The organism is Collinsella sp. HCP28S3_B9 (assembly GCF_052066095.1).
Taxonomy (GTDB): Bacteria; Actinomycetota; Coriobacteriia; order Coriobacteriales; family Coriobacteriaceae; genus Collinsella.
The window spans coordinates 33,648-48,607 of the sequence record NZ_JBQHST010000003.1 but is presented as its reverse complement, the minus strand read 5'-3'; the positions used below and the strand labels follow the sequence as shown (position 1 = coordinate 48,607).

Sequence of the window (14,960 nt, the reverse complement as noted above, 5' to 3'; positions counted from 1 at the left end):
TCGGCAGAACCCCCGCCACCATCCCAATATCTGGTAAGCGCGTGATTATCGATTGGCGCGATTCCCCGCACCCCCTTTAGTCGAGTATCATGGGTCAGCTATACCCTTTGCGGCATGGCATCCTTTGACCTTTTCCTTCGACGCTTGGCGGTTTTTGATACATGGCTTCATCCACAAGCTACATACCGTTCCTTTGCGTGGCAGCCGCGGCATATATCACGACCTTCCTCACGGTGCCCCTGGTTAAACGTCTGGCAATCAAGCTCGACGCCGTTGACTATCCTTCAAAACGCCGTATCAACACCAAGCCCATCCCGCGCTTGGGAGGTACGGCGGTCTTTTTGGGCCTGGTCGTTGCCTGCATCGTTCAGATTATGGGCACCTGGCATCTGGGCTGGCCGCCCGTCTTGGTCCCGCATCCGCGCCTGCACATTAGCTACCCCATGCTGGCGCTTTCTTTTACCGTCATTTTTGCGACCGGCGCGATCGACGACGTCTTCCAGCTTAGGCCCAAGCAAAAGCTCGCCGGCCAGGTCCTCGCCGCGCTCATCGCCTGCGTGGGTGGCCTAAAAATCGGCGTCATCGTCAACCCGGTTGCCCCCGGCGAGATCATGCTCGGCTGGCTCGCCTATCCCATCACCGTGGTCTACCTGGTGGCGTTCACCAATATCATCAACCTCATCGACGGCCTCGATGGCCTGGCCACAGGCATTTGCGGCATCGCATCGTTCACGATGTTCTCGATGGCCGTTCTCTCGGGCCGCATCGATGCCGCCGCGCTCTCCATCGCGTTGTTTGGCGCCTGCCTGGCCTTCTTGCGCTACAACTTCAACCCCGCGAGCATCTTTCTGGGCGACTCAGGGTCGCTGCTGCTGGGCTTTGCGCTGGGCTCCATTTCGCTGCTTAATGTGAGCCGCACCGCCGCGCTCACCTCGCTTATCATTCCGCTCATCGTTGCCGGTGTGCCCATCATCGACACGTTTAGCGCCATCGTGCGCCGCAAGCGCGCCCACATTAGCATTGGGCAGGCCGACAAAGGCCACATCCACCACCGCCTCATTCAAGAGGGCTATAACCAGAAGCAGGCTGTGCTGCTTATCTATGCCTGGTGTGTCCTGCTTTCGGCCGGTGCGGCCGCCATCAACCAGGTCGAAGTCCCCATGCGCGTGCTCATCTTTACCGTCCTTGGCATTGGCTCGGCAGCCTTCGCCAAGCACCTGCACCTGTTTGAGCCCGTGCTACGCCACCATTACAACAAGCGCACGCACGAAGACGAGCTGATAACCCCCGACGACCCCGCCTTTAAGCAGGAGGAGCAAGCGGCCGAGGAGCGTAAGGGAGAGCGCCACCACAGGCATTAAGGTTTGCTGCAGAAGGTCGCTCTGCTTACCGTCGGCCGCTCGTGACCGCGCCTCGACCGCCACGCATGTCTCGCCTTACCACCCCCTTGCCCACTTTCGCCCGCCCCTCTCAATAAACGCGTTATCATCTTGACCCATGAACATACGTTAGGAGCAATCATGCCAAACGAGAACAGCTACGAAGTCGCGCTGCAAAAGAGCAACGCCATTCGCGAGGGCCTGGCCAAGACGCCCGAGAAGTTCACCATGCTTTCCGGCGACCGCCCCACCGGCCGTCTGCACCTAGGCCACTACTTTGGCACCCTCAAGGGCCGCGTGGAGTTGCAGAATATGGGCGCCAAGACCAACGTGCTCATTGCCGACTACCAGGTCATCACCGACCGCGACACCACCGAGCACATCCAGGACAACGTGTATAACATGGTCATGGACTACCTTGCCTGCGGTATCGACCCTGACAAGACCATGATCTACACGCACTCCGCCGTGCCCGCCGCCAACCAGCTCATGCTGCCGTTCCTGTCGCTGGTCTCCGAGGCCGAGCTGGCGCGCAACCCCACCGTCAAGGCCGAGATGGAGGCCTCGGGCCACGAGCTCACCGGCCTTCTGCTCACCTATCCGGTACACCAGGCCTGCGACATCCTGTTCTGCAAGGGTAACGTTGTGCCCGTCGGTCGCGACCAGCTGCCGCACATCGAGCTCACCCGTACCATCGCCCGCCGCTTTAACAACCGCTACGGCAAGGTGTTCCCCGAGGTCGACGCGCTGCTGTCCGAGACCCCGCTGCTGCCCGGCCTGGACGGCCGCAAGATGAGCAAGAGCTACGGCAACGCCATCAATATCTCGATGACCGCCGAGGAGACGGCCAAGCGCATCAAGAAGAGCCAGACCGACTCCGAACGCATGATTACGTTTGATCCCGAGAACCGCCCCGGCGTGTCCGGCCTGCTTTCGACCGCCGCCATCTGCACCGGCCGTTCCGAGGTCGAGATTGCCGAGGAGATTGGCATGGGTGGCTCCGGCCAGCTCAAGAAGTACGTGACCGAGGCCGTCAACGGGTACTTCGCACCGATCCGCGAGCGTCGCCAGCGCTACGAGAACGACCTGGACTATGTGAAGGACGTCCTGCACGAGGGCAACCGTCGCGCCAACGAGATTGCCGAGCAGACCCTGGCCGAGGTTCAGGACGCCATGGGCATGGTGTACTAGTCGAGAGCAATAAACAACACTCAAACTAAACCGCCGCGATTGGCACAATCCTCGTTGCGGCGGTTTTGTTTTCTTCAGAGGTCGGTCGCCGAGATATTCAGCCGCTTGGCAGAACCCCTAAGTCGCAAGCACCTTGAGGCTATATCCTGTTAAGCAATGACACCCTATTGTTTAACATGCGGCAGCTTTTACGGCAGACCCGACCGACCGGAAGGAGTCCCATGAGCTCAGTTGCGTTTTGTACCTGCAACGACCGGAAATGCCCATTTAACCCTGTCAACCACGAGAAGGGCTGCACACCGTGTATCGCTAAGAATCTGCACGAGCACGAGATTCCAACGTGCCTGTTCAACGCGATTTCTCCCGATCGGCTTGAGGCCGATAAAGACGAGTGGTCGTGGCAAGCGTTCGCGCGGCATGTAGAAGCATATCTGGGAAGCGACAGCCCAAGAATCCCCGCAGGCGAAGAAGCGCCGCAGGGATTTACCAAGATCGGTTGCTGTAAGCGGGACTAACAATCAAAGTTAGTGCCCCCCCTAAAACCAAACGTCAGTACCTCATTATGGGATAACAGACCTGATGGGTTTGCCCCATGCTTACAGGAAAGCGCCCGCCGACCATGGCAGCCGGCGGGCCCGTTCCCGAAGTACACCGTTGAATCGCACAGAGGGGAGGAATGCGAATCAAACTCAACAGGGCAGGCTTTTTCATCGCCTACGGCCTGCTCCGTTGCTGCATACAATATAGTTCACCCTAGTTTACTTTGCCGTATCAAACCGCGCCGCCACACCTTCTCCATAAGTTAGACACGGTAAACCTGCCAAATAGGGACAGGTTTATTTTGGCAGGTTTTATCTGGGGAAACATCAATGGAGCCAGCGTTCCACCACAAAGAGGACAGCCAGCTTTGTGGTGGTTTTGGCCACGGCAGAGCCGCTAGAGCCCTGCTGGCCAACGACAGGCGGCCAAGTCGACGTGCATGGGGTCGACAAACGTCACGCCCTCCCCCAGCAGAAGTTCGCGCTGAGCATCGGGGCCGCCAAACGCAAAGCCCTCGCAAATGCTGCCATCGGCAAACACCACACGATGGCAGGGAATCTCGCCGGGGCGCGGATTGCTGTGCAGCGCATAGCCCACGTACCGCGCACTTCGTGGACGGCCGGCGAGCAGCGCCACCTGGCCGTACGTGGCAACCATCCCCTCAGGGATCTGCTCGACTACCTCGTACACCCGCTCAAAAAAGCCCTCAGACGCCATCGATGCTCCTTTCCGCCCGCAACAGCATAAATCAAATGATCCCTCGGGGACGGCAGGGTTGCTGATCATTTGCGGCCTCCGTGAGGCCGATGGTCCGCAACCCCGTCATCGCCGAGGGATCACATGGCATGGCAGGTAGCGTTTGCCCAGATAAAACCTGCCAAAATAAACCTGTCCCTTTTTGGCAGGTCGGTTAGTTGGCAGGCTGGAAGAAGGCTACGGCTACGGCACCGGGGCCTACATGGGTGCCGATGGTGGCGCCGATGGTGTGAACGGGCAGCTCGCCCTCGGTGTGGCCAGCCCACAGCGTCGCACTATCCTCGATATACTTCTTGAGCACCGCATCCGAAAGGCCCGTATAGCCGAGCGCCAGCGGCATGGAAAAGTCGACGCCGCCCGCCTGTTCGACCTTTTGGTTCAGCAGGTTGCGACCGTTCTTGGAACCGCGCGCCTTGCCCAGCTGCACGATCAGACCGTCCTCGGCAGCCACCACGGGCTTTACGTTGAGCAGCGTGCCCACGGCGCCGGCCGCAGCAGACAGGCGACCGCCGCGCACCAGGTACTCCAGCGTCTCGAGCAGGCCGATAACCACCACGCGGTCGCGCACGGCCTCAACCGCCGCCGCGATCTGGGCCGCGCTACGGCCCTCGTCCACCAAGCGCAGGGCATACTCGACCAGCACGCGCTCGCCCAGGGTGACGTTGTTGCTGTCTACCACGAACACATCGCCGCCCGGTGCCTCGGCAAGTGCGGTACGGGCACTCTGATTGGTGCCGGAAAGCTTAGCGCCCACGGTAATAATCACGGCCTCATCGCCGGCTTCACGAACCTCGGCGATAGCCTGCGAAAACGCGTACGGGTTGACCTGGCCGGTCTTGGGCAGCTCATCGCGCTCCACGAGCATCTCGTAAAAGCGCTGGTGATCGATGTCGACGCCATCCATGTACACATCGGTACCAAAGGTGACGGACAGCGGCAGAACAGCCAGTGCCGGGTGCTCCGCCGGCGACATATCGCTTGCGGAATCAGTAATAATGCGGACGGACATAGCGAATCCTTTCTTGCGCAGGTCCCGCGCAGGGAATTTTGACAGCAATGCCCCGGCACGGTATACGCGCTCAAACGGGACGATGCAGTTGTTAATGGGAAGCAAATGCCTAGGCGGCCCTACAGCTCGCGCAGGGTGTCGAGAATCGTACGCAGCGACGCGTACATCTGCTCGCGCTGCTCCACGCCCATGGCCTTGCCGGTGGCGTCGAGCACCTCGCGAATAATGCGATCGGCCTCATTCATGCTCTCGCCGCCCAACGTGGTCAGGCGAACCGGGGCGCGATACTTAACGGCGGCATCGCCCGAATCGTCGACCTCGACGTAGCCGCCCTCTTCCAGATGCGCCAGCGTGCGCGAGACGGCAGCGCGGGTCACGCCTGCCATGCGGGCGAGGTCGGCACCAGTCAGGCCGTCCTTGCTGCGCTCAAGATAGTACAGGCACATGATATCGGAACCCTTAAGGCCCAGCCTTGCGCCCTCAGATGCCTTAATGCGCTGGATCTCCTTGTAGAGCCCGCTAATCAGTCCGACAAAATCCTCAAAACGTGTCTCGTCGTTCTGCTGCATGGGAGACGACCGCCTTTCGCTTGCATGATGCTAACGGGTAAACATCTTAGCCGCATGCCCGAACCCCCGTACCCAAATATCCCAATTGTTAACTCATCAACATAAAAACCACCACAAAGGGGACAGCACCTTTGTGGTGGTTTGGGGCATCAATAGGTTCTAGGCGCCGCTACAGTTCCACGCGCGGGTTATCGCGGGTCACGAGCGTCTTAACGACAACCGTCGCTCCCAGATAGCGCTCGAGCAGCTCGGCTAAGCGATCGATCGCGGCCCGACAGTCCCCCATCCGCTCGGGCTCAACACACTCAATCGCCAGGAACGCATCGGCCGAATCGTCGGACAGAGCCGTTCGAACGCCGTCGCGCCAGTTCCAGCAGCGGCACACGGCGCCCGCATCATCGATGTAGGCGAGCTCGCCGGGCAGCGTCGGATCATCTGCCTCCTCGCCAAGCGGCAAGAACGCATCGCCACCGTCGGTCACCTTCAAGCGAAGGTCTCCCTCAATCGCGTGCAAATCCTCGCCTCCCACGGGCAGCGCGTAGGTCAGCGACACCGTGTTGTAAATATCCACCGCCGGTGTGATATGACCGACCGGTTTGCCCTTGAGCACGCGCTTGAGCAAGTTCTCGATTGAGCAGCGGGCGCCCTTTTTAGTCTTGAACAGGCGATAGGCCTCGCGCCAAGCCTTGACCGGCGCGTTCTCGCTGATGGTATCGCTTGTCAGGTGGCGCTCCGCATCGATATTGGCGCGATCGAGCAGCGCCGCAATCGCGTCCACGTCCTCCTGGGGAATCTGAGCCGCGGGCTTCATGCCCTTTACGACCACGACGCCGACCGCCGCCTGTGGAAATAGCTCCCAAAATGAATCCTCGGCAACAAAGCCCTTCATACGTGCTCCTTTCGCAATTCGCGCCAACGCGAGCGCCTAAACAAAAAGCGCCCCCACAACGGCCACCTTCAAAGTCCTACGGTGCCGTCACAAGAGCGCTTACGCTGTCCCCATCCGGAGAAGGGGACGATATGTCAGGCGCATTGTAACCCGAGTCATCCACACGAGCAAAACCACCACAAAGGCGCCTGCCTCTTTGTGGTGGATATGGACTCGAGGCGACGCTAGTGGCGGAGTCCCAGTAGGCCGCGGCCGCGATGACGGGCCTCGGCGGACACCTGAGCGTGCGGGCCGGCGGCCTTGACGGACTCGGGCATGTGCGAGTACTTCTTCTCGAAGTTCTCCTCGAACATCACCGCCAGGTTGTGCGCGGCCTCGTCGTAGCGCGCTGTGCTCTGCCAGTACTGGCGCGGCACCAGGATGCCGTCCGGCACACCATGGCACGTGGTGGGAATGTCGACATTAAAGATATCGTCGTGCAAGAACTCGCTGTCCTCGATGGTACCGTCGAGGGCGCGTGCGACCAGGGCGCGCGTGTAGGCAAGCTCGATGCGATGGCCCACGCCATAACCGCCGCCAATCCAGCCGGTGTTGAGCAGATAGACGCGGGTGCGACCGTCGGCAATACGCTCGCCGAGCATCTTGGCATAGACCATGGGGTCGAGCGGCATAAACGGCTCTCCGAACAGCGAGGAGAACGTGGGCGTGGGCTCGGTGACGCCGACCTCGGTACCGGGGATCTTGGCGGTGAAGCCCGTCACAAAGTGATACATGGCGGCATCCGCCGTCAGGCGCGAGATAGGCGGCAGCACGCCAAAGGCATCGCAGGTCAAAAACAGCACGACGCTCGGGGTGGTGCCCATGCCCTTGGTCCACGCGTTGGGGATATGCTCGACGGGATAGGCAACGCGCGTGTTGTGCGTGATCGAGACGTCATCGTAGTTGGGCTTGCGGTTCTCGTCGAGCACCACGTTTTCGCAGATCGCGCCAAAGCGAACGGCATTGAAGATCTCGGGCTCGTGAAACTCGTCCAAGCCCTCGCACTTGGCGTAGCAGCCTCCCTCGATGTTGAAGATGCCCATGTCGGACCAACCGTGCTCGTCGTCGCCGATCAGCAGGCGCGTGGGATTGGCCGAAAGCGTGGTCTTGCCGGTGCCGGACAGGCCAAAGAACACGGCAGTCTCGTGCGTGACGGGATCCATGCTAGCCGAGCAATGCATGGGCAGCACATCGTCCTCGACGGGTAGCAGGTAATTCATGACGCTAAAGATGGACTTTTTAATCTCACCGGAGTAGCCGGTGCCGGCAACCAGAATCACGCGCTCCTGGAAGTTGATGACCACGGCGGCGCTGGAGTTGAGGCCCTTGATGGCGGGGTCGCACTGGTACCCGGGTGCCGCGAGCACGCAAAAGTCCGGCTCGCCGGTGCGCGCAATTTCGCGAGCAAGCGGACGGGCGAGCATCTGCTTAATGAAGAGCGCCTGGCTCGCGCGCTCGCAGGCAACGAGCAGGCGACGCGTGTGGTTGCGGTCGGCACCGGCCATGCCGCGGGTGACGAACACATCGCGCTCGTTGAGATAGTCGACGATGCCGGCCTTGATGGCCTCGTAGCTCTCAATCGAAAGCGGGCGGTTGACGGCGCCCCAGGCGATCTTGTCGTGAACATCGGGGGTGTCAACGATAAAGCGGTCGTTGGGAGAACGGCCGGTGCGCTCCCCCGTCTCGATTACCAGCGCGCCGTTGGATGCCATGCGGCCCTCTTCACGGCGGATGGCGTGCTCGACGAGCTCCGCAGCAGGTAGATCGACCAGCAGACGCGGCTGATTCTCGGCGGGATCTTCGACCAGCGTAATACCAAAGTTGGACAGAACTTCTGCAGGGGTAACACCAGGCATGGGGCCTCCTTTAAAAGCGCGTCACGCGGGCGCGGCGCGCACTTTACTCACGTAAAGCCCGTTGTACCCGATATGCAAAAACGTTTTTGTGGCAAGGGCGGCAAGCCCGCCCAACGGTCAAAAATCCCAGGCAAGCGGCCTAGTCATTGGGGACGTTCTTAAACGACGAGTCGTTGGGGACACTCTTGAACAGGCAACATTCAAGGAGTGTCCCCGGATGCCGGCACAAAAGGAGCGTCCCTAAGTGCCAACTATAGCGGCAGGCCTTGGCCGAGCATGGCGATGGCGCTCATGAGGACCAGCATGCCGGCGGCGTAGGGCAGAACGGCGCCCAGGAGCTCGGCATCCTTGCCGCGCACGTGCACGGCGGCCAGGCCGATGGCAAGCGTCTGCGGCGAGATCATCTTGCCGGCAGCGACGCCAAGCGCGTTCAGCGCGACCATCCAGTAGTCGCTCACGCCCAGCGCGGTGGCAGCCTGGCTCTGGATGGGACCAAACAGCATGCCAGAAGACGTGCCCGAACCGGTCACGAATGCACCGACCGCGCCGATCCACGGAGCCAGAACCGGGTACAGGCCACCGGCGACCGCAATGCAAAACGCGCTGATCGAAGAGATCATGCCCGCATAGCCCATAACCTTGGCACAGCCCAGAACCGAAAGCATGGTAATGACCGTCGGCATCATCTGCTTGACCGTCGCGGCCAGTACCTTGCCCATCATGCGCGGCGAAGCACCCTGAATGGCGCCGCCGACAAACGCCGCCAGGAAAATCCAGACGCCCGGCGTGTTGATCCACGAAAACGTGAGCGTGCCGGGGTTCTCGCCGCAATACACCTGCACCTGGCTCGCAAACGGTGCGAGCGCAGCATGCACGGCAGGCACCAGGTTAGACGTTCCCAACAGCAGCACAAAGATCAGGATGAAGCACGACCAAGCCGAAAGCGCCGACTTAGCGGTGAGCTGCTCGCCAGCCTCGATATTCATGTGGAAGCGTGCGTCCAGATGCCCCGACTTCTCGGCACGCATGGCAAGCGCAGCTGTCAGCGCGAGCGAAACGATGGAACCGACGACGACGGCAAGCTCGGGACCCACAAACATAGCAACGACAAGCGCCGCACCGGCAAAGGACACGCCGGAGAGCACGGCGATGCCCGCCACGCCGTTCAGGCGCTCGGCAACGCCCGCAACATTACCCTGGTCATCGGCGACACGACCCGCAACCAGCACGATAAACAGCGGCATCATCGCAAAGAAAGGCGCCAACTGCACCATCTGAACGGTCGCCAAATGCAGCGGGTCCAGGCCCACCAGACCGGCAACGGACACCGTGGGAATGCCAATGGAGCCGTAGGGCGTGGGCACGCCGTTGGCCAGCAGACAGATGAGCACGGCGGGCACGGCCTCAAAGCCCAGGCCCGCGAGCATGCCGGCGGGAATAGCGACGGCGGTGCCAAAACCGGCCATGCCCTCCATAAAGCCACCAAAGCACCAGGCCACAAGCAGCGCCAGCAGACGGCGATCGCTGCTGATGGAGGTGATCATGCTGCCGATCACGTCCATGGCGCCCGTGCGAACGCACAGGTTATACGTGAACACCGCGGCGATGATTACCAAAACGATGGGCCACAGGGCCATCAAAAAGCCTTCGAGCGAGGCGGTCGCGATCTGCGCTGCCGGCAGGTGCCACCATGCGAAGGCAAGCACGCACGAAAGGACAAACGATCCGATGGCGGCTTTCCAAGCTGGCCATTTAAAGCACAGCAGCATCACGACAAGCCAAATGATCGGCACAAGAGCCAGCAAGAATGCGGCGACGTCCATAGGTAGAAGCTCCTTGGTGCCGCGCGGGCGGCATCGTGGTATCACATAACTTCAACAGGATACCGCACGCTCACCGACAATTTACTGCCGCCCCCCGAAAATATTGAACAATCCGTTCAAAAACATGAGTGACACCGTCGCGTCTATACTAGAACGCAGCAATAGAAAGGACCCGCCTTGAGCATCACGCCCCTCGATAGCATCCGCCGCGCCATCGCCCGCCGCAACGGCATCGACAACCCCGCTGTATCGGGCGGGGCACACGGGCAGGGCGGCCGCATCGAGAACGGCCTGTTCCCCGCATCGCACACCGCCGAGGAGCTCGCGCGTATCCAGGAGCTGAGTCAGCGTAACGCCGGCGGGCCAAATAGCGGCCAAGCCACGCGTCGTCGGCGCGAGCGCGATCGCGAGCCCGGTCCCGTCCGCCGTATGGTCAACGCCTGGTGGAACCGCCTGCTCGGCGCCGTCTACGGCGGCGGCTTCTCCATGCAGGAAGCCGAATACGAGGAGCACGCCACCCGTCGCGACTACCTTTGGAATACCCTCGGCACCGCCGTGTGGGGCATGGCGTTTCCGCTGCTCACTATCGTGTCCACGCAACTCGTGGGCGCCGAAGAAGCCGGCAAGTTCTCCATCGCCTTTGTCACCGGCACGCTCATCATGATCGCGTGCAACTACGGCGTGCGCAATTTTCAGGTCTCGGACATCGACGAGAAGACGTCCTTTGCCTCCTACCAGCTCAACCGCTGGCTTTGCGGAGCTCTCGCCCTAGGCTGCGGCCTCATGTACAGCAGCGCCCGCGGCTATGACGCGCAGATGGCGACGATCGGCCTGGGCGTCTACCTCTATAAGGTGATCGACGGCATCGCCGACGTGTACGAGGGCCGCCTGCAGCAGGCCGACAAGCTCTATTTGGCCGGCATGAGCCAAACGCTGCGTTCCGCCGGCGTCATCGCGGTCTTTAGCGCGGCGCTGTTCCTCACGCGCAGCATGCCCATCGCGGCCATGGCTATGGGTGTCACAGCGATCGCCTCGCTTGTGCTGGTCACCGCCCCACTCGCCCTACTCGAGACCGAAAAATCGCGTCGCGTGAGCATACGCGAAGTCGGCCGCCTTTTTGCGCAGTGCGCCCCGCTCTTTGGCGCGCTCTTTTTGTTCAACCTTATCGAGAGCATGCCCAAATTTGTGATGGAAGGCACGCTGGCCTACAAATATCAGCTGTATTTTAATGCCCTATTCTTTCCGGCGCAGGCCGTTTTGCTGAGCATTGGTTTTATCTATAAACCGCAGCTCTTGCGTTTGTCGAGCATTTGGGCTAACCCGTGCAAGCGTCGCCGCTTTGACTTAATTATTGTCGCCGTCATGGCGCTGATCTTGGGTTTCACTGGCGCATGCGCCGCGTTTATGGCAGGCCCCGGCATTCCCCTTATGAGCTTTATGTACGGCCTCAACTTTGAACGCTACCGCACATTGGCGCTGCTGATGGTCGTCGCCGGCGGCATCACCGCAGCCATCGACTTTATCTACGCCATTATCACAGTGCTGCGCCACGCCGGCGATGTCACCAAGATCTACCTCATTTGCTTTGCCGTGAGCGTGGTGGTACCGATGGTCCTCATCAACCTACTGGGGCTGATGGGTGCCGTCGTGAGCTACCTGCTCATCATGGCCCTACTGCTGGTGCTATTGATTGTCGAGTACGCCCACATTCGCCAGCGCATAGAACGAGCCCGCAACCCGTACGGTGTCTAATTAGCTGCCTCGGCCACCGGAATTTGCGATGGAATTACCCGGGCTGGGGTCTTGTTGCGGACAATATACATCACGCAAAACTAAGTGAGTAGACTTTTACCGAATCCCCGACCACACCGACAAAGCACAAGTCTGTGACCTGCGGTTTTATTGAGGCAAACATGTTGGGTGCTCGGCATTTCCAAAAAAGTCTACTCACTTAGCCAGCGGGCAGCCAAATGATTACTTAATCCCCGTCCCAGAAAAATCATTTGATGGGCAGAAGGGCAAAAGTAGTCAAAAAAGCCCCGTCCCAAATTAGCTACCCTTTGCACCGATTACTCGCCAGGGAGAATGTTTGCATAGAACTCGGCCCCGTCGTCCAGGCGCAGAATGCCTACGCGGCCGAACTCGGAGCCGGTGGCGGCGGCACAGTCGATGTCGATGCGGTCGGGAACGCCGGCGGTATCCTCGCCGCCCAGGCGCACAATCTGTCCGCGGCCCGACTCCTCATCGAGCCCTGCCAGGCCGCCGACCTCGCAATAGCGCCCCAGCGACACCGTTGGCGTGTGGCCGCTCACCACGACCGGACCCTTGCCCTCGGCAGATAGCAGCCCCGTCGGGGCATCCCAATAGCCATGGCGAATCCACAGCAAGTCATCGGACGACTGCACGGCGAGCATTTGCTGCAGCAACTCGCTATCGGCATCGACCGCTCCCCTGCCGTCACCGCAATCAACACCATGCTCAAGCAAAAACGCACGCGCCGCCTCGGTCTGAATACCGGCGTGCACCAGCAGATACGGACGCTCGGCAGTCTCTGCCACCGCATAGAGTGGCAGGGCGGCAGCCCAGCGCACCAGCTCCTCGTATGCCTCAAACTCCATATCGTTGAGCTGTTGGCGCGTGGTCCAACCGCCGTTGATATCCCAGGTCTCGGCATCGAGCGGGTCCTGGCCGATGATCGCGTCGAGCATAATCTGCTCGTGGTTGCCCTTAAGCACGCGAGCGTTGGGCAGCGATCGCACCAAGTTGATGACGCCGACCGGATCGGGGCCGCGATCGATCATGTCGCCCAGCACATACAGCGTGTCGTCGGACGCCAGCGAGATCTTGGAAAGGGCCTCGTCCAGCGCGCGCACGTGCCCGTGAGCATCGGATGTCACATAGATCGCCATGGAATGCCTTTCCCTGCATTACGGCCGAAGCCCGGAGCCACAACTAAAACTTCAAGTTGAACTTAAACGTTACCCATTGTACTCCGTTGCAATAAAGCTGGGAAGGGTCACGCGTCGCCAACGGTCGTTAGCAGCCGCACGCCCGCGCGCGCCGTTCACGGTGCACCGCTGGCAGCTGCTCCCCGACCAACGTCGCACACGCCGCAACCTCGTGTCGAAAACGCGCACGCCCGAAATCCGCCCCCATAAACCCACCACCTTTGGGTACAAATAACCGCAGATAACTGACCGTGCCACGCCAACCACCCAGGAGCGGACACTATCCATGAACCAGATCCTTCTGTTTATTGGCCTCGTCATCATTTTGTGCCTGACCATCAAACCCGTCGGCAAAAAGCTCCCCTTCCCCACCCTGCTCATCTTTATCGCGCTGGGCATGCTGCTGGGCGTCAACGGGCCGGCGCACATCGACTTTAGCGACTACGCACTCACCGAAACCGTCTGCAGCACGGCGCTGCTGTTCATCATGTTCTACGGCGGCTTTAACACCAACATCGACCGCGCCAAACCTGTCGCCGTACCCGCAGTGCTGCTGAGCACGCTCGGCGTCATCGCCACTGCCGGCATCACCGGCGCCTTTGCGCACTTCGCACTGGGCTTCGACTGGATCGGCGGTCTGCTGCTGGGCTCGGTCGTGGCGTCGACCGATGCGGCGAGTGTCTTTAGCGTGCTGCGCGAGCACAACCTGTCGCTAAAGGGCGGCACCGACTCGCTGCTCGAGGTCGAATCGGGCTCCAACGACCCTGTCGCCTACATGCTCACCGCGGTGCTCGCGACCCTCGCGGCGGGCGGCGACATTAACATCCCTGTGCTGCTGGCCAAGCAGATCATCCTGGGTGTGGGCCTGGGCCTTGCCATCGGCTGGACATCGGGCCGCTTGATCGAGCGCGCACACGCAACGGCCGAGGGCGCGCAGACCATCTTTTTGTTCGCCGTGGCCATCGTCGCCTACGCGCTGCCGAGCTACCTGGGCGGCAACGGCTTTTTGGCTGTATACCTGGCAGGCATTGTGCTGGGCGCGAGCGACATCACCGGTAAGGTCGAGATGGCGCACTTTTTTGACACCCTTACCGAGATGGCCGAGATGACCATCTTCTTTTTGCTCGGCCTGCTCGTGACGCCCGCGCGCCTGCCGCAAATGCTGCTACCGGGCCTGGTACTCATGGCGTTTATGCTCTTTGTGAGCCGCCCCGTCGCCGTCGGTCTGCTGCTGGCGCCCTTTAAGACGAGTCCTCGCCAGGTTGCGCTCGTAAGCTGGGCGGGCCTGCGCGGCGCGGCTTCGGTCGTCTTTAGCCTCTTTACCGTGGTGGCCGACGTTCCCGGCGGTCACGACCTGTTTGACCTGGTGTTTGTGATTGCCGTGTCGAGCATTGTGGTGCAGGGCTCGCTGCTGCCGGCGGTGGCGAAAAAGCTCGACATGATCGATGCGGCAGGCGATGTACGCCGCACGTTTAACGACTACCGCGACGAGGACGGCATGTCGTTTGTTAAGCTCAAGGTTGGCGCGGGGCATCCGTTTGCCGGGCGCTCGCTTGCCGATATTGGCAACGCTACGAACATGCTCGTCGTCCTGGTGCTGCGCGACGGTGCACATCCGGTACTTCCCAACGGGGATACTGTGATCAAGGAAGGTGACCTGTTGGTGATGGCTGCCCCGACGTTTGAAGAGCGTGCCGAGGTTACGCTGCGCGAGGTCACCGTGACTCCCCACGGGCGTCTGGCCGGCCAGCGCCTGCGCGACGTGCCACAAGGCAAGCACCCCTTTATCGTCGTGATGCTCAAGCGCGACGGCCAAACGATCATCCCCGACGGCAACACCCATATATACGCCGGCGACAAAGCCGTCATCGCCACGCTGGCGTCGTAGCGGCAAGGGACAGCCATCCCGAATTGACTACATTTGAGCACCAATCGCCCCGGCTGGGGTCTCGTTGCGAACA

Annotated in this window: 12 protein-coding genes; 5 read left to right on the top strand and 7 right to left on the bottom strand. The window is 61.0% G+C overall.

Features of this window, described 5'->3' with window-relative positions:
* Positions 1-161: 161 nt before the first annotated feature.
* From ACTNBB_RS01590 to ACTNBB_RS01580, 3 genes are all read left to right on the top strand, one after another.
* Positions 162-1,361, top strand: coding sequence for an MraY family glycosyltransferase (locus tag ACTNBB_RS01590; RefSeq protein WP_441056266.1), 1,200 nt, complete (start codon positions 162-164; stop codon positions 1,359-1,361).
* A 159-nt stretch (positions 1,362-1,520) separates the two neighbouring features.
* Positions 1,521-2,570: a tryptophan--tRNA ligase gene (gene trpS, locus ACTNBB_RS01585; protein ID WP_441056267.1), complete on the top strand. Its 1,050-nt coding sequence runs from the start codon at positions 1,521-1,523 to the stop codon at positions 2,568-2,570.
* Positions 2,571-2,791: 221 nt separating this feature from the next.
* Complete coding sequence (locus ACTNBB_RS01580; RefSeq protein WP_195838532.1) at positions 2,792-3,085, top strand: DUF6485 family protein; 294 nt, start codon at positions 2,792-2,794, stop codon at positions 3,083-3,085.
* 421 nt (positions 3,086-3,506) lie between these two features.
* On the opposite strand, the gene ACTNBB_RS01575 is transcribed toward ACTNBB_RS01580, so the two are convergent.
* The 6 genes from ACTNBB_RS01575 to ACTNBB_RS01550 form a co-directional block, all read right to left on the bottom strand.
* Positions 3,507-3,827 carry an MGMT family protein gene (locus ACTNBB_RS01575; RefSeq protein ID WP_441014804.1) on the bottom strand — a complete coding sequence of 107 codons (321 nt, stop codon included), beginning with the start codon at positions 3,825-3,827 and terminating at the stop codon, positions 3,507-3,509.
* Positions 3,828-4,020: 193 nt separating this feature from the next.
* On the bottom strand, positions 4,021-4,875 hold the full coding sequence (locus ACTNBB_RS01570; RefSeq protein WP_441041876.1) for a DegV family protein: 855 nt from the start codon (positions 4,873-4,875) through the stop codon (positions 4,021-4,023).
* Positions 4,876-4,994: 119 nt separating this feature from the next.
* On the bottom strand, positions 4,995-5,444 hold the full coding sequence (locus tag ACTNBB_RS01565; RefSeq protein WP_154515655.1) for a MarR family winged helix-turn-helix transcriptional regulator: 450 nt from the start codon (positions 5,442-5,444) through the stop codon (positions 4,995-4,997).
* Between the two features lie 169 nt (positions 5,445-5,613).
* Positions 5,614-6,333: a B3/B4 domain-containing protein gene (locus ACTNBB_RS01560; RefSeq protein ID WP_441056268.1), complete on the bottom strand. Its 720-nt coding sequence runs from the start codon at positions 6,331-6,333 to the stop codon at positions 5,614-5,616.
* Positions 6,334-6,557: 224 nt separating this feature from the next.
* Complete coding sequence (gene pckA / locus ACTNBB_RS01555; RefSeq protein ID WP_441056269.1) at positions 6,558-8,228, bottom strand: phosphoenolpyruvate carboxykinase (ATP); 1,671 nt, start codon at positions 8,226-8,228, stop codon at positions 6,558-6,560.
* 251 nt (positions 8,229-8,479) lie between these two features.
* On the bottom strand, positions 8,480-10,051 hold the full coding sequence (locus ACTNBB_RS01550) for an L-lactate permease (RefSeq protein WP_441056270.1): 1,572 nt from the start codon (positions 10,049-10,051) through the stop codon (positions 8,480-8,482).
* Between the two features lie 177 nt (positions 10,052-10,228).
* On the opposite strand from ACTNBB_RS01550, the gene ACTNBB_RS01545 reads away from it, so the two are divergent.
* Positions 10,229-11,803, top strand: coding sequence for a lipopolysaccharide biosynthesis protein (locus tag ACTNBB_RS01545; protein ID WP_441056271.1), 1,575 nt, complete (start codon positions 10,229-10,231; stop codon positions 11,801-11,803).
* A 317-nt stretch (positions 11,804-12,120) separates the two neighbouring features.
* Here the strand turns inward: ACTNBB_RS01545 and ACTNBB_RS01540 are convergent, their stop codons facing one another.
* Positions 12,121-12,960, bottom strand: coding sequence for a metallophosphoesterase (locus ACTNBB_RS01540; protein ID WP_441054061.1), 840 nt, complete (start codon positions 12,958-12,960; stop codon positions 12,121-12,123).
* Positions 12,961-13,285: 325 nt separating this feature from the next.
* On the opposite strand from ACTNBB_RS01540, the gene ACTNBB_RS01535 reads away from it, so the two are divergent.
* A complete protein-coding gene (locus ACTNBB_RS01535; protein WP_441056272.1) occupies positions 13,286-14,887 on the top strand; it encodes a potassium/proton antiporter in 1,602 nt (533 codons plus the stop codon).
* The last annotated feature ends 73 nt before the right edge of the window (positions 14,888-14,960 follow it).